The organism is Gardnerella sp. C0026F2, assembly GCF_056590715.1.
This window is the reverse complement of the sequence record NZ_JBWPWR010000004.1, coordinates 47,869-67,634: the sequence shown is the minus strand read 5'-3', so window position 1 is coordinate 67,634 and position 19,766 is coordinate 47,869. Positions and strand designations below refer to the sequence as shown.

Annotated in this window: 8 protein-coding genes and 1 tRNA gene; 2 read left to right on the top strand and 7 right to left on the bottom strand. The window is 46.6% G+C overall.

Annotated elements, in window-relative coordinates:
* The 6 genes from AC1EK3_RS05945 to AC1EK3_RS05920 all read right to left on the bottom strand — a co-directional run.
* Nucleotides 1-1,267, bottom strand: a 1,267-nt coding sequence (locus AC1EK3_RS05945; protein ID WP_480033749.1) for a glycoside hydrolase family 25 protein, incomplete at its 3' end; no start/stop codon positions are given.
* 138 nt (nt 1,268-1,405) lie between these two features.
* Nucleotides 1,406-1,479, bottom strand: a tRNA-Gly gene (locus tag AC1EK3_RS05940).
* A gap of 121 nt (nt 1,480-1,600) precedes the next feature.
* Nucleotides 1,601-2,137 carry a holo-ACP synthase gene (locus tag AC1EK3_RS05935; protein WP_480033704.1) on the bottom strand — a complete coding sequence of 179 codons (537 nt, stop codon included), beginning with the start codon at nt 2,135-2,137 and terminating at the stop codon, nt 1,601-1,603.
* Between the two features lie 244 nt (nt 2,138-2,381).
* On the bottom strand, nt 2,382-11,984 hold the full coding sequence (locus AC1EK3_RS05930; protein WP_480033705.1) for a fatty acid synthase subunit beta domain-containing protein: 9,603 nt from the start codon (nt 11,982-11,984) through the stop codon (nt 2,382-2,384).
* A gap of 128 nt (nt 11,985-12,112) precedes the next feature.
* Nucleotides 12,113-13,759 carry an acyl-CoA carboxylase subunit beta gene (locus tag AC1EK3_RS05925; protein WP_480033706.1) on the bottom strand — a complete coding sequence of 549 codons (1,647 nt, stop codon included), beginning with the start codon at nt 13,757-13,759 and terminating at the stop codon, nt 12,113-12,115.
* Nucleotides 13,756-15,660 carry an acetyl/propionyl/methylcrotonyl-CoA carboxylase subunit alpha gene (locus AC1EK3_RS05920; RefSeq protein WP_480033707.1) on the bottom strand — a complete coding sequence of 635 codons (1,905 nt, stop codon included), beginning with the start codon at nt 15,658-15,660 and terminating at the stop codon, nt 13,756-13,758. The genes AC1EK3_RS05925 and AC1EK3_RS05920 overlap by 4 nt, the downstream gene beginning before the upstream one ends.
* A 205-nt stretch (nt 15,661-15,865) precedes the next feature.
* Between AC1EK3_RS05920 and AC1EK3_RS05915 the strand changes: the two genes are divergently transcribed.
* Nucleotides 15,866-16,528, top strand: coding sequence for a biotin transporter BioY (locus AC1EK3_RS05915; RefSeq protein WP_480033708.1), 663 nt, complete (start codon nt 15,866-15,868; stop codon nt 16,526-16,528).
* A 209-nt stretch (nt 16,529-16,737) separates the two neighbouring features.
* Here the strand turns inward: AC1EK3_RS05915 and AC1EK3_RS05910 are convergent, their stop codons facing one another.
* Nucleotides 16,738-17,628 (bottom strand): biotin--[acetyl-CoA-carboxylase] ligase, encoded by an 891-nt coding sequence (locus AC1EK3_RS05910; protein WP_480033709.1) that lies wholly within the window; start codon nt 17,626-17,628, stop codon nt 16,738-16,740.
* Nucleotides 17,629-17,730: 102 nt separating this feature from the next.
* Here AC1EK3_RS05910 and AC1EK3_RS05905 point away from each other — a divergent pair, with 102 nt between their 5' ends.
* Entirely contained in the window at nt 17,731-19,761 is a 2,031-nt protein-coding gene (locus AC1EK3_RS05905; RefSeq protein ID WP_480033710.1) for a DUF6020 family protein, read from the top strand.
* Nucleotides 19,762-19,766: the final 5 nt, after the last annotated feature.

Genomic DNA, 19,766 nt, shown 5'->3' with positions numbered 1-19,766 from the left:
CAAACTGAATCACAAACTTCTTATCCCTACCATGCGTCCAAACATCACCATTCTGGCAACGCTGACGCCACCAGCCGCCACCGATATTCTCCTCTTCAGCAACAGGAGCACCAAGACGACCAACACCACCATGAGCATAATATGAATCACGAAGCTCGTACTGGAGCACAAACTTCTTGTCTCCATTAGTCCATACTTCACGACGACCAGAACTCTTTACAGTCCAGCTACCATAGTTTCGCGTTTCTCCAGAAGGATTAGAAGAATTAGGCTTAGTAATCGTGTTACCAAACTCAGATACACCGTTAATTTCGCCGCCATCAGCCATGCCGAATGCGTTCAAATCAACGCGACCATCAATTCCGTCAACGCTGCCGTCGGAAGTGTACTGCCATCCGCGCAAAGCTGTAGAAATAGGGAAGCCCACGCGAGAACCGTAGCTAGCAACCCAGCTTGTACGTTCGTGAATATACTGAGAATTCAATGGACCCTTTAAGTAATTCGCGTACGAATAAACGCCGAGCTTATTGTAGCCTGCAGAAACTAACTGATTCCACCATGAAGCAACAATATCCTGGTAAACGTATGGGGATGTTGGTGGTTTATGACCACTCCAACTCCACCTTTCCAAATCGTAATAAACAGGATACGTTAGATCTTGAGGGCTTACTCCAGCACCCCTTAAAAGATTTACAATGTCTGCACCTTCAGCAGCACCATCTTCAGCTTTTTCAGCATAAGAATACATGTAAATGCCAAATGGAATACCAAGACGCTTGCATTCGCTAATATTGCGCAAAGCTTGCTTGTCGTATCCATTATCCCAGCCATAGCTAATACGAATAATCGCACCATCTACTCCAGAAGCTTTTACAGCATCCCAATCAATTTCTTTTTGATGCTCAGAAACATCAATAACCGCCTTAGCGTTATTGACAAACACATCATCATTTCCATCGATAAAAGCCGAAGTGCCATCGCCATCGCTCCAGTGCGCACCATACTCATTATCGACAAACGAGCTCTGATACACAGTGCCAGAATACGATTGAATAATAGGCATAACGACATTTTTGGTATGCACATTAGAATGCACATTTGCATGCACATTAGTACGCATATGTTCAACCGATGAAGATTTTTGCGGCGCAACGACATTCATAGTGAAAGCAGTAGCAGCCGACACTAATCCAACTAATACACGTACGATAATCTGTCCCACGAGTCCTCCAGACATGTTTTTTACGTGTTTCTTCGCTACTACCATAGCAATAACACCCTAATAACAAGCACAAATTCAATGAAAATGTGAAAATAATATGCAAAAATATGTGATTTTTACAAAAAATTGGAATAAATAAACCATCAAAAAGAAAATTGCAAAACGTAAAGTAGAAATAAAAAATGGAGCGGACGACGGGAATCGGACCCGCGTAATCAGTTTGGAAGACTGAGACTCTACCATTGAGCTACGTCCGCAATTACGCACCATACTTGCACGAAATATTCACGCACAAATATCGACTCGTTCAAGTATACAGATGCTTGTGACATTGACACAAGAGCGACAAACATATTTTTTCTTTTAATGCAGCTTTTCTTATAAGACTTCAAGCATTACAACAGCTGATGCAAAAGCTGAATTATCGTCTAATAATCCGTCATGACTGAGCGAAATATGCCAACGTATATTAACTACGCGATCGCTACTAGCTACGCACTTGCTACTATCTGCGCACTTGCTACTATCTACGCACTTGCTACCATCTACGTTCTCGCTGGACGCACTTAGAAGCGATTTTACAAGTTGCGAATGCACATCTGCGCTGAGAATAACGCGTGGGCAACCATGGGAATCGTTAAGAATCTCAATACTCGCCCACGGCATGTTATCAAGAGTATACAGGTAAGGGCTATTTGCTATAGACAATGCTTCAGACCACGCTTTAATCACAGCTTCTTTGCCAGCCCAGCGTGCTGCAATATGTAAAGCTTTCTCATCATTCTTAGCTTGCGCACGAAGATCACATTGCCGAAGCTCTCGCACAGAAAACAGCGCACGCCAACCGTTGCCATCCTGCATCTGCTGAGCAAACTGCGCAACGTTTACTAAGTCGTGCCCTATTCCTGCAATCATACACACCTACTTTTATACACACGCGTAAAGTTTCTGCCGGATTAAGGCAATAAAACGACCTTTATTTTACACGACTGTAAAGTTTCTGCCGGATTTCGCCTAAAAAACGACCTTTATTTTACACGACTGTAAAGTTTCTGCCGGATTTCGCCTAAAAAACGACCTTTACTTTACACGACTGTAAAATTTAGGTCGGATTTAAGATAAAATCCGACCTTTTCTTTACATTTGCAACTACTTAGACTCAGCAGTAGTAGCCGTTCGCGTTAAGGCGAGCTTCAGGATTAAGCAACATCGCCTTTTCTGCTTCGTGACCGTCGTAGCGAGTGCCATCCGGAAGGCGCGTGCCATCCTTCAGCAAGTGACGATTCTCAACAGGCTCGAACAAAGCAGATCGACCCATCATACCTTCCTCAAATCGCCTCTGGCCTGCAGCCAAACGCGCATTTGCCTTGGTACGCCAATTCTTAAGCGCATCAACACCTGCACTAGCAGCCACAGCAGCCTCAAAAGCACCAGGATGAACCAATGCCACAAATCCGCTAACGTGACCGAAGCCGAGCGAAGTTGCGAGAGCAGCCTTCACTGCACAAGAACCAACGCCGGAACCTGCACCGTTACCAATGCGCATTGGCTCACGCAACCAAACCATGTGGTCGTCGCGCGCAAGCTTAGGATCCACGCAGTCGAGTGATGCGTTTCCAGGAATCACGCCACTTCTAAACAGTTGCGTCAAACCGTTGATTTGGAAGATGCACGCGCCGCCCTTTGCGTGACCGGTCAGCGTCTTTTGGCTGATTACGAACAGTGGATTACCATCCGTGCGTCCGATTGCATGCGCAAGAGTATTGTGCAGCTCGGATTCGTTCGGATCGTTGGCATTCGTAGACGTATCATGCTTAGAAACCACAGCAATATCGTCCGGAGTAACGCCAAGAGCTGCCAAATCGCGCACGAGCTTAGACTTAGCTCCACCCATGCCTGCAGCCAAAGCACCCAAGCCCGGAGCAGGAATAGAAGTGTGAATGCCGTCAGCGTAGGAGTGAATGAAACCAACCACACCAGCAACAGGCAAACCAAGCTTCAAAGCAATATCGCCGCGCGTAACCAAAATCGTACCGCCGCCTTGAGCTTCAAGGAAGCCGCCGCGTCTGCGATCGTTTGCGCGAGAGAAGAATCGTGGATCGATGCCCTTCGCATACATTTCTTCGCTATTGGCAGTTGCGTTCATATTACCGAAGCCAACCACGGATTCCACACCGATATCGTCAATTGCGCCAGTTACTACGAAGTCAGCTTTGCCAAGAGCAATCTTATCGACACCTTCCTCGAGCGAAACCGCTGCAGTTGCGCATGCAGACACCGGCTGAACCATGTTTCCATAGCCGCCGATATAGGTTTGCATTACGTGAGCTGCAACAACGTTTGGTAGCGCTTCTTGCAGTACGTCCGTAGGAATTTCGTGGTTAAGGAAGCGATCCAAGTACAGTTTTCGCATTGAGCTCATGCCGCCGAAACCGGTTCCTTGCGTGGAAGCAACCATTGACGGATGCACAGATTGCAAAATCTCCGAAGGTGTGAAACCAGCAGAAATATAAGCGTCTACAGTTGTAACAATATTCCACAACGCAATCGTGTCAACGCTTCCAACCATCGAAGCTGGAATACCCCACTTTAGCGGATCGAAGCCCTTAGGGAATTGTCCACCGACAGTTCTGGTCATTGCAGCCCTACGTGGCACGCGAATCATAGAACCTGCCTTGCGCGTAACAGTCCATTCGCCGGATTCTGCATCGCGAGCAATCCCAGTATGCGATTCGTCGAGCGCCACGTATTCGCGCGCAATTGTTTCTGTTGGAACGCTGAAACTCACATCGTGATCGAGGAAGATTTCTGCTTCTTCTTCGTTTGCTCCATCCTTGTAGTCGCCGCCCATGCCGGTTTCGAATGGTCGAATACCGGAACGTGCCACTACTTCATCGCGATATTTCTCTGCAATATCTTCTTCTGGAACAAGCGTGCCGTCCGCATCGTACCAGCCTGGCTTTGGAGAGTCTTGCCAAGTAAGCAAGCCCATATTCCAAGCCAATTCCAGTACTGCTCCTGCAGAAAGCTCCACGGATCCGTCTTCGCGAATTCCAAGTTCTGCTTCGAAACGAGTACGTCCAGAACCCCATGGTCCAAGCTCGCCAACGGAGACGATTACAATTTCGTCTTCTGGACGCGCTGTCACATTCTTCCAATCAGCCAAGTTGACTCGTGGCTGAGTTGGAACGTAAGGCGTTGGGAGTGCTTTGTTTGTTGATTTAGCAGTTGATTTAGCGGTTGATTTAGCAGCAGACTCGCCAGATTCTGCAGCTTCCGCAGCTTCTTCTGCTTCTTCCGCACGCTTTTGATCTTTCAACGCTTCTGCACGAAGAGCATTCAAATCAAGAGGCTCCTTGCCTAATCCGCCCGTAAAATCAACATCCAAAGGTGCAATTGCTGCCTGTTCGCGCGCCTCGCGAGTGCACAAATCAAGCAAACGATCTGCCATTTCTTGCGTAGAGTAGGTAGTTAATCCGTGACGCTCAACTACAGCCACAAGCGGATCATTTCCGCCCATTAAGCCAGTTCCACGCACCCATCCAATCTTAGGATGCGCGAAAGTCACGCGATCCGACCACACACTTTCCGCATGCGCACGGTTCACAATCGCATCGAAAGCGCTCTTGACTTCGCCATAAGCACCATCGCCGCCAAACATACCGCGATTTGGAGAGCCAGGTAACACAACGTGCATACGATGTTGCACATCCGTATCTGCTCCAATTTGCGCAAATCCAGCGATTGCACGCTCCACTCCCCACAGCATTAAGCGCGATTGCGACTCAAAAAGCGAACCAGAATCAGCCAAAGTGCCGTGAACCGGAGGCGCTGCAAACGGGAAGAACATGCTCGGCTCGTAAGCAGGCTTCAAAATAGTAGTAGTTGCGCCGCTAACTTTCTTCGAAACTGTGCCAACCCACTTTACAAGCGCGTCGACATCGCGATAACTAGACAAGTTTGCTGGCACAAGCCACAACTTTGCGCCCATTTGAGCGTTTTCGCGATACGCTTTCTTCGCCCAAGACTTAACGCTCGGCTTGAAACTGTGCGAAGTTGCAATAACCGTAGCTCCACCCTTAAGCAAGCCCGTTACTACGCGAGCAGCAATCGAATTAGGAGCAACGCCTGTAACTACTGCAACTTCTCCTGCAAAACGAGTTGCTTGAGCAGTATCAGCATTGTTTTGCGCAAGTTTAGTGCGAGAATCGCGAGCAATACCATCAAATATTGTTGCAAGATTGTTTAATTCGCGAGATTTAGAAAGACTTGCAAACCACTCAGCTTCCGAAGCTACTGCTTCCCCTGCACCAAGGAAACTACCAAAATCATTTAAGATTTCAGAAACTTCATTTACCTGAATATCAACATTCTTTCCAGCATACTTGTAGTACAAGCGCGCAACGTCTTCGCGAGCAGAAGCCCAGCGGTCGTCGAAAAGAATTGCCTTTCGCTCATCAAATCGAGGAGCCACTTGCTTTGGCCAATCAGCACCTAATTCTGCTTCAACAGCAGCTACAACAGCAGCATTTTCGTCACTTTCAGTTTCTGCTTTAGGAGCTTCAACACCAAGCTTTGCTAGCACAAACTTAGCAGTTGCAGCAAGTACGCCGTCTGCGCCAACAACTTGCTGCGCAAAAGCGTCAAGAGCTGCAGAATCAACAACAGCACCACCGGCTGCGCCAGTAGAGCCAGGCTGAGAAACGCTAACGCCGTGAGCTTGTGCAACTTGCTGTATAGCTGCGTCGATTAAAGCGTCGGCTGCAGCAGTATTCTTTGCAGGATCAGTTGAAAGTTGCGCAAGATTTTCACCGCGCACGCTAGCACCTTCACGCGTTTGCAAAACCAAAGCCGCAAGCACGTGCGCACGCCAGCCTTCGCCAAGCTGCCAGACTTCCGAAATACGCTTGTCGATTTGCGCTGGCTTCACGCCTGCAGCACCGAAAAGCGCACGCAAACGTTCGCGCACAATATCGGAAAGCACGGCACCAAAAGCCTTGTAGCGAGGAGCAACCGAATCCACAAGCTTTCGCAACGCACTCATTGGAGCTTCTGCAGCACCGTCCACGCTAGCCACGCCAAGCTCGGAACTAATATCCATAAGAAGCTGGTTTCTGCGTGAAGATACGCCGTTTGTGAGCGTATCAGTTGTATCAGTGTCGCCGATTTGGTCAAGACGGATTTTTGCACTATACGCAATAAGCATTGAGATTGCGTCGGATGCTTTGAACGACAAGTCTGCTACAGGTCCGCTTGCTGCTGCGTTAGCAACTGGAGCCGCAGAAGCAGCAGAGGCAGGAGCAGCAGAGGCAACATTTGCGGCAGGAGTGGCAGGAGCGGCAGTCGCATCAGCAGTGCTACTTGCTTCTTGACTATCTTCCTCAGTAAACACTTCAGGCACAAGCGAATCCGTGTCAGTCATATAAACGCGGCCTTCGTCACGACCAACGTTGTAAACAGTCACTTTTTCGCCACTAAACTCCGGCAAAGCAAGAGTTTTAGCACCAAGATTTGCCAAAGTTGGCGCGTTTCCTAAACCAACTTCAACGTACTCTTCAACGCCAAGACCACCGCGAGCGCGATCGGCAAACATAAGAGCCTGCGTTTCAATCCAGCGAACTGGAGAAGCAAATTGCCATGAAAGCAATTCGGTAAGCAACAAACGACCGAGCTTTTGCTCATCCGCAGCGTAAGACTGCCATGTAGTTTCATCTTCCAAAGCTGCTTCAATGCGCTCAGATGGCACAACATCCAAAATCTTTTGCGCAAATTCTCGCGTAAGCTCAAACGGGCAAGCCACGAGGTTTGGAATGTAACGATCTACAAGCACAGAGTAATCAATATACTTCGGCAGCAACGAATCGAGCTTGTCGCGGAATTCCGGCACACCCTTTCGAAGAATTCGAGAGTGGAACGGCACGTCAATTCCTGGAACAAACATGAATGGAGGCTTGCCGCCATACTCCTTAGCGCGCTTAGAAGCGTCTGCCGCCAATGCCTTCAAGCCTTTAATAGTTCCAGCAATTGCGTACTGCTGACCTGCCAAGTTGTAGTTTACAATTTGCAAGAATTCGCCAGTAGCCTTGGAAATGCCATCAACGTAAGCGTTTACGCCTTCGTCTGATACTCCAAACTGGTTTGGTCGAAGTGCACCCATGCGGTAGTTCGAGCGACCTTGTGCATCGCGCTCAATCAAGTGATGCATTGTAGATCCGCGATGGAACACCAATTCAAGAACAGTTTCGAGTGGAATAATTTGCGCAAAGGAGCTCAAAGCATTGTATTCTCCAAGCGAGTGACCAGCAAAGTAAGCAGGCCAAATATCGCATCCTGCTTCACGCAAACGCGCGGTTTGCGCAAAGGCAACTGTTGCGAGCGCAACTTGCGTAAATTGCGTTAAGTTAAGCAATCCTTCAGGATGGTGATAAGTTACGCCGTGAGCAGTAAGTTCCTTCGGATTATCGCGCACGACTGCGAGGATTGAGAATCCAAGCTTTTCGCGAGTAAGCTTGTCTGCTCGCTCCCAAGTATCGCGCACTGCAGGCGACTTTGCGCGCTCATCCAGCGACATTCCTTGCTTTTGGATACCCTGACCTGGGTATACGAATGCTGCACGTGGAGCGCGAGTAAGTGCGCTTGCTTTAGACACAATTTGCCCATCAACTCGGCATGTAACTTCCAAAGCGAGACCGCCGCGACGAACTTTTCCAACGCGCTCAACTGTAATTTCTACTTCGTCATCAAGCTGAACCATGCCGTACATGTTGTAGGACCAGCCAATGAGCTCGTAGCGAGCACCTTTTTCATCAACTGCTTGAGCAACATGTTGAGCTGTTGCAGAAAGCCACATACCGTGTACCAAAGGAGCAGAAAGCCCGGAAATTGCAGCACCTCGCTTAGAAGTGTGAATTGGGTTGAAATCTCCAGAAGTACGCGCGAAAGCGGTCATATCGTGAGGAGCGCGAACGACTACTCTGCGCAAAGCTCTGCGAGGCGTGTCTTCAATTTCGTATCCGTGTAATCCTGCAGCTTCGCCATATTGCGCAGCTGGAGCAGGAAGCGCGTTGCTGAAGCTTCGTCCACGAATAGCAAAACGCTCAGTTTCGTGAGCCAAACGAGTTCCATCTGCAGCAGTATGAATTACGTGAATTGTTACAACGCGTCCGGAAGCAGATTCTGCATACGGCTCAGCCCAGCCGAGCAAATTAATTCGCTTGTCGACATACTTTTTAAAGTCTTCAGCATCGACGTCAAGCTCTACTAAATGATCTAGGTGAACAGCGTTAAGCAGACCCTCAATAATCGGGTAGCCATCAACCATTACGGAACCCAAAGCTGAGTAAATAGTCGGCCAAGCAGGACCTACTAACGCGTCTGGCACAATGCGAGAAGCAAGCAATCCATCTGGAAGTCTTCCAGCAGTAGCAGACTCGTGGTCAATTCCAAGATTTCTCGAGAAAGTATAGGAAGAATGAACCAATCCAAACGGAAAATCTCTATAACCTTCTGCCATCAAATCTTCTGGCAATTTTGCCAAACTGCCATCTTCTTTTAATGTTTCAACCTTAGGCATAGCATCAAGCACATCGCCAGTAATCGCTGTATTTCCAATACCTGCGGTTGCTGCAAGCATTTCGTACACGTGCTTTGGCAAGCGCTCGCGGTCAACTACTGGTATGCTTCCAGCTTGACTTGCGTCAACAGTTAGCGGAATTACAATATCTCGTACTGCATGCTTGCGTTTTGGCGAGTTTGCAGCATTTTTTGTAGAGTGTTTTGCTTCCTGATTTTCTTGATTATCCCAGAATGTATCTAGCTTAATATCTAAATCAAGCGAAATTACGTCATTATTACTAGAAGTTACTGTAATTACGTAATTTTCGTCTCCTAAAGACGTTCCGTAAGCAGGGTTTGCAGTTACATGACCAACCCAAGAAATATTTGGGCATGCGCGCACGTAAGCTTCAACGTTTTTAGCATCAGCAATCTGACTAAAAGCAGATTTTGAAGACTTGCTCGCCGCATTTTCCTTATTTTCTGCTTCTACTCCAGTTTCAGATCCAGATTCTGCACGATTGAGCACAGCTGCTTCAAAACGTCCCAGAATATCGGCAATTGGCTCATCCATAGTCGTAATTCCAGCCACGGAAATCGGTCCTGGAATTACGCGCACAGCGTCTGCCGAGTAACGCGAATCTTCCGACTGCCAAAGCTGATCTTGACCCCACCAACGCAACAAATCGTTGTCAATAACTGGCACGAATGGCATTGGCTTAGGGTATTCGCGAACCAAAGTTGGGAACCAAGCGGCATCCATTGGCACAACGTTCATCTCGCGAGCTTGAGGCAACGCATCAATCAGCGTATATAAAGCAGCTTGAGGGTGCTTAGAAACTTCTTCAATAGAAGGCAGAATAGAAGTAAATTCGCCTGAATCTTGATTAATCAAACGCGCTTCAATACGCTGTAACAAATGCATGTAGCGATCTGCGTAAGTCGGATCCACCCAAGGGTATGCCAAATCTAGGAAACGTTGAGCAAATTGCAAGTAAGTCATGCTTTCTACGTCACCAAAATATGGCTTTGCAGTAGAGTTAAGTGCTTCGATTACTTCATCGCGACGTGATTCAAGCTCTTCAGGATGTTTCATCATATGAACGAGCAATCTACCGCAGCGAGCAGAAGCGTTTTCTAACTCGTAAATATCTGCGTGCAAATGGCTTAAACCACTCGTCACACCACCAATAACTTTGCCAGAAGGCACCCAACGCTCACCCATTGGCGCGAACGGATCCTCATCAAAACCTTCAATGCTAGAAGATTTTGGCATCGCAATACCCGGAGTTTCCACAAGCATACGCTTTACTTCAGGGCTTGTATGCGCTTCTCTTGCTGTCATTGCAGCTGTGCCAATCATTACAGCATCAACTGGCATATTTGGCAAACCGTATTCACTCGCCCATTCACCAGAAATGTAGTCTGCAGCACGCTCAGGAGTACCAATACCGCCACCTGCAACAAGCACCAAATTTTCGCACTCACGCACTTGCGCGTAAGTTGTCATAAGCAAATCATCAAGAGATTCCCACGAATGGTGACCACCTGCTGCACCGCCCTCAACCTGCACAATAATCGTTGCTGGAGCAACAGCCTTAGCAATTCGCACAACTTGACGAATTTGGTCAACTGTTCCAGGCTTAAACGTTACGTAAGGGAATCCATCAGCTTGCAAAGATGCTACTAATTCCTTGGCTTCGTCAAGTTCTGGAATGCCTGCAGAAATAACTACACCATCAATAGGAGCTCCCGACTGCCTCTTTTTTGGCACGATTCGCTTCGAACCAAATTGCAAATTCCACAGGTAGCGATCCATAAACATGGCGTTAAATTCAATAGTTGCGCCTTCACGAAGCTGATTTTCAAGCGACTTCATATGACGATCGAAAACTTCCGCAGTTACTTGACCGCCGCCAGCAAGCTCAGCCCAGTAACCTGCATTTGCTGCTGCAGCAACGATTTCCGGCTCTACTGTCGTTGGTGTCATTCCTGCAAGAAGCACAGGAGCTTTGCCTGTAAGCTTGCTAAATTTAGTAAGTACTTTACGTCCTGCAGGCGTGTCGATTACTCGAGGCGCAAAATCAGCCCAGCAGCCCGTACGCTCTGGCTCAGAAGCAGAGTCAGCTGTTGAAAGCTCTGCACGCGAGCGCAATGTAGCAGCCTCTACTATTCCAGCGCCGGTTCCTTGCACAAGCACTCCAGTAAGCTTTCCGAGCACTTCGCTAGGACCCATGTCTAAAATCCAAAGCGAGCGCGCATCGTTTTGCTCCAAAACTTCGCCAATTTGCGTAGCCCAATCAACAGGAGTTACAAGCACTGCATCCGCCAATTCGCGAGCAACTGTAGTGTTCAAACCAGCCTCATTTGCCCACTCTACTACCTGCTCAACTGCAGATTGAAGCATTGGCGAATGGAATGGCACTGTAACATCCAAATATTCAGCAACTGGCGCAAATACGGCTCCACCGCGAACTTTCATTTCGCGCAATTTTTTCGAACGCTTTGTTTCTTTTTGCGCTTCGTTTGCAACAGCTTCCATATCTTCCGGGTATCCTGCAATAACCACGTGATTGTAAGCATTTTTAACAGCAATTGACACTTCACCGCGCGTGCGCTCTACGCGTGAAATTAACGCTTCTGCCTGCTTTTTAGTAACTCCTTTAAGCGACAGCATTGGCGTGTGCTCGCCGTCACCAGTAATTTCAAGCATTCGAGATTCGCGATCTCCTGCAGCTCCAATTAAGTAGGCAATTGCGAGTAATTCTTCGATTTGAGCGCGAGCCTTCTGCCAAGACTTTGCTTTTATGCGAGCTTTTACCATTTCCGCTGCGATTACGCCTTGAGAATGACCCAAAACTGCGCACGGCTTGTTTACTTCAAAGTTGTATCCAAGATTTGTTAAGTCGCGCACTGCACCGAACTGTGCAAGCGTAATTCCAGGCACACTAAGAAGCGCGTTTGCAGCGTTAATATGCTTATTTTCTAGCGCGTCAAACACGTTTATGTCGCCGCCTGCATTTGCTAAAAGCTCAGAATAAATTGGCGATAGCAAAGCTTTTGCGCCCGCTTCATACTCGTGAAGTTCTGCGTTTAATTCTTCGTCTGAACTAAGCTCGCGCAAAGCTTCAACCCACGGAGTTGACTGACCTGCAAACACGAGTGCGTGCGGATTATTAGCGAGTTGGTCGAAAAAGTATGTTGTCATGATGTTTCCTTCTCGTCGATTTGGATAAGTTTTATAAATTCTGTAAGTTTTGTAAGGTTTATAAGTTCTGTAAGCTCTATAGTTTTTAGTTATAAGTTTGATAATTCCTATAATTTTTATAAATATGCTTACATTGGCTGATTTCCGTGATGCTTTCCAGTTCTGGAAACCCGCTTTTTACTGCGCAAAAGTTTCAATGAGCCAGCAATCATATCGCGAGTCTGCTCCGGGTCAATCATTGCGTCAATCTGGCCAGTTTCCAACGAAAGATTTGCGTTAACAGTAGTCGCCTCATACTCGTCAACCAGCTGCTTTCTAAGAGCCGCAACGTCTTGTCCACGCTCTTTAGCTTTTTGCAAATCTTTACGATGAATAATATTCACAGCACCTTGCGCACCCAAAACCGCAATCTGGCTGGTTGGCCACGCGTAATTTACGTCCGCACCCATCGACTTGGAACCCATAACGATATAAGCTCCACCGAAAGCTTTGCGCAAAATCACCGTAACCAGCGGAACTTGCGCGTTCGCGTACGCATAAATCACTTTCGCACCTCGGCGAATAATTCCTGCGTGCTCTTGATCTGAACCAGGCTTATAACCAGGAGTATCTACTAGAGTCACCACAGGCAAATTAAACGCATCGCACAATCGCACAAATCGCGCGACTTTTTCGGAAGAATTTACATCCAAAATACCAGCGTTCACCTTCGGCTGATTTGCTACGATTCCAACAGGATGACCCTCAATGCAAGCAAAACCAACCACTGCAGAAGCAGCATACAATTCCTGAACTTGCACGAACTCACCGTAGTCAACTATTCTGCGAATCACGTCGAGCACATCGTAAGGCTGACGGTCGTTATCCGGCACAATATTCGCCAACTCGCGCGCAGTTTCGCGATCCGCGCGCGTTGCAGCGTAGGCAAAAGTTGGAGGCTCTACCTCACAGCTAGATGGCAAATAAGCCAAAACTGTGCGTGCGTAGTCGATTGCGTCAGCTTCATCTTCACCCAAATAGTGAGCGACACCGGAAGTTGCGTTATGCACAAGGCCGCCGCCCAAATCGTCCATGCTAATAGCCTCGCCGGTTGCAGCTTTAACAACATCCGGACCAGTTACGAACATATTTGAGTGCTCGCGAGTCATAATAATCAAATCTGTTAACGCAGGGCAATAAACTGCACCACCAGCGCAAGGACCCAGAATAATTGAGATTTGCGGAATTAAGCCGCTCGCTTCGCAAGTTTTTTTGAAGATACGCCCGTATTGCATAAGCGCACTCACGCCTTCCTGAATGCGAGCGCCGCCGGAATCAATTACGGCAACAACTGGCACGCGAAGTTCAACAGCCATATCTAAAAGATGGCAGATTTTCTCGCCTTCAGCTTTGCCTAAAGTTCCGCCACGCACGGAAAAGTCTTGCGCATAAACTGCAACTTTTCTGCCATAAACTTCGCCAAATCCGGTGATTACAGCGCACCCTGCAACGTCGTTATTAATGTCACCACCGTTAAAACGTCCGATTTCCACGAACGATCCGGTGTCAAAAAGCAAGTCGAGACGCTCACGAGCAGTGCTTTTGCCTTTTGCGTGCTGACGTTCTAAAGCTTTTTGTTCTGCGTCACGAGCAAGTTGTGCTGCGTGTTGAACAGCTGCTTTTCCGCGACGAGGCTGCAAGTTTGTTTCGTCAGCAGAGCTATTAACAGAAGAGTCACTAACTGTTTTCGCTGAAGTTTCAGAGATTTCAGATTTTTCTTTTACTAAAGCGCTCATTTCTGCTCTCCTTCCGGCTTTTCATCGCTTTTTTCGGAAGATTTTTCTGCGCTTTTATCTGCGCTTTTGTCTCCAGCAAGATCAATCGTCACAAGCTTTGCGCCCGATTCCACACCGTCACCAGGCCCCACAAAAATTCCAGTAACAGTACCAGCTGCAGGAGCATAAACGTAATTTTCCATTTTCATAGACTCAAGCACCACAAGCAAATCACCCTTGGCAACCTGCTGGCCTTCAGCCACATTCACGCGCGTAATAACAGCTTGCATAGGCGCTGCAATTACGCCAGGAATCTGCTTTTGTTCTTCAGATTTGTGAGTACTTCCGCGAAGCGAACGTCCGCGAAGAGGCTGCGAAGCTCTAGAAACGCTACGAACTCGCGCAGAACCAGTCAAATTATCAACAATATCTTGCGGAATCGTAAGCTTTACTCGCTTATTATCAACCTCAATAATGAAGGATTCCATTGCAGGCTGCTTATTTTCAGATTCATCCGCAGACTTTCCAGAAACAAGCGAAGCCGGCTGACCGCCCAAGGAAGCTGCAGGAACGCGGTTCAAATACTTGCGTTCCATCCACTTAGTAGACACGTCAAAACTGTGATTTTCCGCAGTAAACTCAGGGTCGTTAAAAATCTGCTCAAAAAGTTTTGCTGGAGTTGGCACGCCCTCAATACAAAGTTCCTTCAAAGCGCGACGCACGCGAGCAACAGCAGTTTCGCGACTTTGCGCAGTAATAATAAGCTTGCCCATCATCGAATCGAATTTTGGCGAAATATTATCGCCAACTTCAACACCAAAATCGACGCGAATACCAGGACCGGAAGGCCACTTTATTTTCGTCAAAGTGCCGGAACTTGGAGTCAAATTCGTAGCAGGATCTTCCGAAGTAATGCGAAGCTCGAAGCTGTGTCCGCGAGGTTCTGGATCCTTAATCAACTCGCCGCCGTCAGCAATATTGAGCTGTTCTCGCACTAAATCAAGTCCACTAACTTCCTCACTAACCGTGTGCTCAACTTGCAATCGCGGATTAACTTCCAAGAAGTAGACTTTATGCTGAGAAGTCACCATATATTCGCACGTGCCAAGACCAACGTAGTCAACAGCTTCAAATAGGTTACGAGAATATCGGTAAAGCTGATCTTTTTCATCGTCAGTCAAGAACGGTGCAGGAGCTTCCTCAACCAGCTTTTGGTTTCGGCGCTGCACCGAGCAATCGCGCGTGGAATATACGGTGAAATTTCCGTGAGCGTCGCGGCCGCACTGCGTTTCTACGTGGCGAGCTTTGTCAATAAAACGCTCAATAAAATATTCATCTAAGTCGCCGCCCTGAAGAGCGTCGTGATTCATATAAAAGCCTCGCAACTCGTCATCGTTACGAACGACTGTAATGCCGCGTCCGCCACCGCCATCCGTGCGCTTCATCATCACAGGATATCCGTGCGTTTGCGCAAAAGTTAAAAGTTCTCGAATATCTTTTACCGGCTCCGAAATGCCTGGAACTGGCGGCACTTTCGCGCGAACTGCCACGCGACGAGCCGTAATTTTATCGCCCAAGTCAATAAGCGCTTCCGGACGAGGGCCAATCCAAATAACTCCAGCATCGTTGACTTTTTTCGCAAAAGATGCAACTTCCGAAAGGAATCCGTAACCCGGGTGCACGGCATCCGTGCCGCTTCTTTTAATAATGTCAAGAATCGCGTCTTCGTTTAAATAAGTATCGCGATACGTGTCGCCAGAAAGTGCGTATGCTTCGTCTGCCATTTCTACAAACTGCGCATTGCGATCAGTCGGTGCGTAAATAGCAACGGTAGAAATGCCCATTTCGTGAGCCGTGCGAATAACTCGCAAGGCGATTTCACCGCGGTTTGCGATGAGAATTTTTTTGATATTCGTAACCATACGTTACAAGATATTAGAAAAATCGCGTTTACGTATGAGTCGACATACACAAAAGCTAGAGCAAAATTTTGTACACTTCTCCAATGCACATGATTTTTTATACACGTAATGTGATTAGCGAAACGGAAAACAACCGGCAAAACCGTTTAATTGACAACCTATTAGCCGCAAACGGCAAACCGGAAATAACCAAAAGAAGGTTTTCATGACTAACATAAATCAAAATAATGCAGCAACAGCAGCAGCAAATTCGAACGTTGCAAATAAGTTGAAAGTAGCTGCAGCATGGCTTGCAAAGCCAGCGCTTCTCACTGTGCTTTTGGTTCTTTCTACCATGGCAGGCGCAATTTATCTTCCTATTACTCCTGTGCCTATTACGTTGCAAACTCTTGTTTTGTGCATTATTGGTTTAACTTTGAGCTGGCGCGAAGGCGTAGCTTCTGTAGTTATGTATCTTGCTGTTGGCGCAGCAGGTTTGCCTGTGTTTGCTGGCTTTAAGGGCGGCTGGGCTGTTTTTGTTGGCCCTACTGCAGGCTTCTTAGCTGGTTTCATATTTGGCGTTGCTGCAACCGCAGCTTTGAAGCGCGTATTTGACGTAGCTCTTGACGCTATGATGCCAGAAAACTCCTTCAAGAAGACTTTCGCACGCTTCTGCACTTACTCTGTAGCTTCTATAATCGGCACGATCGTGATTTACGCATTCGGTATTTTCGGCCAAAGCTACCTAACTGGCATGCCACTTTCAACTGCCGCCGCAACCTTGATTATCTTCATGATTGGCGATTTGATTAAGGCTTTTGTTGCGAGCGCGGTTTGCTCCGGCTTGTACAACGCACTTAATAAAAAGGCGCGCTTTGACCGAGCTTGAAATCACTGGGATTTCAAGCTCCTTCAAAGCGTGATTTGGCTCAAATGTGAAGCACAGTGTGCTTCACATGCCAAATCAGCCGAACGGCTACCAAATAGCCGTTCGGAACAAGCGCTCAGGCATGTCGTCGCACTGCGCGAGTGTCCCATTCTGCCTGTTTTGAGACACTCACGCAGAAAGCAAGTCATCGCGTTTGCTTTATTTAAATCTCATTTTTCATACGCAACTGCGTGCACATCGCCGCTTTTTACCACAATCTCCTCACCAGATGCCTCACGAATCGTAAGAGACGCATCTTCTCCAAGCCGCACAGCAGTTCCTGTCACCACGCTTCCATCAACTGGATGCACGTTAACTTCGCGTCCAAGAGTCCAACACACACCATTTACCTCTTTAAGCAAATCGGCAGCGTTACTTGAATAATCGCGCATAAAATCACACAATCTCGTCCTCAATCCAGTAACGATTTTCGCAGCAATCGTATCACGCAATTCTTTAGATTCCGGCAAATCAGTCATATGCATTTGCAGCGAAGTTGCCATTTTAATCGGCAATACTTCTTGCGGCACGTGCAAATTCAATCCGATTCCAAAAATTACTCCAATAACATTGTCTTTGCTTGGATCAGCTACGATTTCTGTTAATATTCCGCCTTCTTTACAATCGTGCAAAAACACGTCGTTAGGCCATTTAAGTTTTATCGCGCAAGCATCACCGTGTATCGGCGAACTTCCGCACTCTTTGAACGTTTTTAGAAGTGCGTCACGCGCTGCAAGCCCTGCAATAATAGGCAGCCACCCGTTGTGACTTGCGTCCATAACAATTGACTTCGGCAGCAAAGTTACGAATGAAACTAAAAAGCTTTCTCCCGGTCGGCTCACCCACGCGCGTCCAAGCCTGCCGCGACCTGCTGTTTGCTCGTCTGCCACAATCGCAACTATTGTCGGCTTTCCGTCATCTCGTACGATTATTTCGCCTTTTTGTATCATTTCTCGCGCAACATTTTGCGTAGAATCTGTAATTGCGAAATATTTTACCAAATCTGCTACTTCTGAGGTCTGCGGCATCAATGCCACACTTTGCGAAGAAAAAATAGTCATATGTATAATTTACATCAGATTATATTTTTGCGCGCGTCATTGCATGTTTTGCGCGCAATAGCAACCAAAGTAGCTAGGCATAAATTAAGTAGGTGTTAACACATGGAGCGCATACGTCGCAAAACGCAGCACGAAAAGCCGCGCAAATTGCGTGCTGTTGCAGCACGTTTTTTAGATTACACTCTTGCTGCTTTGTTATGTTTTATACTTGCTTTTTGCACTAGCCTGGGACCAATTTTCCGCAGTCGAAATATTAAAGTTCATTTAGGGTCAATCGCTGACTTTTCGTCAGTTAATGCTTTTATTTTCGTTTCTGCCTTCATAATATATGCACTAATATTGGCTGCGCTTATTTATTACGGTAAAAATAAAAAGTTTTTGCCTAAATATCAACCTTTTACGAAATTAATAGAGTTAATTGCGTTAAGAAAAAATAGCGAAAATAAAAAACAGTCAAAATTACAAAAATTTACTACTAAACACACTATTTTCCGCAATATTTCGCATTTTCTTTTAAAATCTGCAAAACTATTTTTTAATTACGCTAAATGGTTTATTGACCACTCCACTCGCAACAAAAGAAACCTATTTCTTACTTTTTTTGTGGGCTGGATTTGGGTTCCAGCTACGTTACTTGCCGCATACGGCGCAGACATATGCTCGCAAATTCGCGAGTACAGTTGGACTTGGAATAAAGTTACAGGCTTAGATCAGCCTTATATCGGCTTCTTTAGCTTTGTACCAATGGATATTTACCCAACTGCGCACTACTTGTGGCCAACTCACCCAACTTATTTAACAGATCAGCACAACATTGCTCTAACTGTTATTTATGGCGCAACAGCAGCAGTCTCCAGATACTTTACCGACTCAAACGACGCTGGAATTGTACTTCTTGCTTTCATGCAATTTGCATTTGCAGCATGGTGCGTTTGCGCAACAGCACACCGCTTCTTAAACAAACCTTGGCTTAATGCAGAATCTAGCTCAACAAATTGCAGAACAACAACTTTTGCAAGATTCGTTATTCTGCTTATGTTTTTGCTTAATCCGCTTGTGTTGTGCTCAACTATTGCGCTTACAAAATCTCCGCTTTTTGCATTCGCTTTTGTTTGGTGGTTTGGCATAAATTACGAGTTAACTAATTGCTATCATGCGAACGACACTAAAAATACACCTAGCACAAAGCCGAGTGCGCAAAAGCCTAGACTTCACACTGTTTTGGAATTAATTATTTCAGTGTGTGTAATGCTTATTGCTGCAAAATACGCTTGGTATATTCTGGTTGTTCAATTCGTGCTTTTAATTATTTTTGAGCGCAAACGCTGGCGTTTGTGGGTTTGCGGAATTTTGCTTCCAATCGTTGTAATTCACGGCTCGTTAATTATGCTTATTTCGAGCGGTGCTATTATTAGCGGCGATCCTATTGAGAGTCGCGGCATTCAGTTACAACAAATTGCACGTATAGCTAAGCTCGATCCTCATAGCATACCGCGTAGCGCAAAGCGCATTATTGCACCAATTTTTAATCTGGATCAAACTGCAGAAGCATATAAACCTTATGACGCAGACCCTGTGAAATCTTCCGGATTGCAGTCTAAAAAAGTGAGTTATCGTTGGCGATACGTTACTAAAGATAATATCCGTAAATTAGATTTCGCTTGGTGGCAAATGATTACGCATAGTCCACTCGTTGCAACTGACGCTTTTCTTGCGAAGACTTACGGATACTTTGATATTTTTGACCGCCCGTATGTTGGACCAGAATATTACATAGACACTGACAGCATACAGAAATCTGATTGGATTAAATATTGGAATCCTAAGTGGCGAACTAAATTTGCAGAAGATATTAGCACGTTTAGCGATATTCCTGTTTTAAGTTGGCCAATTCACGGAAATACTTTCGTTATTTTTACACTACTTATTGGAGTTGCAGAAATTATTCTTCGCCGTTGGCGCACATTGTTATGGCATATTCCACTTGCCTTGCTAGTTGGAGTTATGATTCTTGCTCCAGCTAATAATTTTGATCGTCACATGCTACCGTTAGCTTTCGCTTTCTGCTTTGTAGCGCTTACTTTTTGGCGAGATACTTTTACTCAATCGCGCTATAATAGTAAAGAATGTTAGGATCA

Excerpts from the sequence above, each read along its gene's own strand:
- AC1EK3_RS05925 (WP_480033706.1), bottom strand. The coding sequence starts at position 13,759 with ATGAGCGCTTTAGTAAAAGAAAAATCTGAAATCTCTGAAACTTCAGCG.
- AC1EK3_RS05930 (WP_480033705.1), bottom strand. The coding sequence starts at position 11,984 with ATGACAACATACTTTTTCGACCAACTCGCTAATAATCCGCACGCACTC.
- AC1EK3_RS05915 (WP_480033708.1), top strand. The coding sequence starts at position 15,866 with ATGACTAACATAAATCAAAATAATGCAGCAACAGCAGCAGCAAATTCG.
- AC1EK3_RS05920 (WP_480033707.1), bottom strand. The coding sequence starts at position 15,660 with ATGGTTACGAATATCAAAAAAATTCTCATCGCAAACCGCGGTGAAATC.
- AC1EK3_RS05910 (WP_480033709.1), bottom strand. The coding sequence starts at position 17,628 with ATGACTATTTTTTCTTCGCAAAGTGTGGCATTGATGCCGCAGACCTCA.
- AC1EK3_RS05905 (WP_480033710.1), top strand. The coding sequence starts at position 17,731 with ATGGAGCGCATACGTCGCAAAACGCAGCACGAAAAGCCGCGCAAATTG.
- AC1EK3_RS05935 (WP_480033704.1), bottom strand. The coding sequence starts at position 2,137 with ATGATTGCAGGAATAGGGCACGACTTAGTAAACGTTGCGCAGTTTGCT.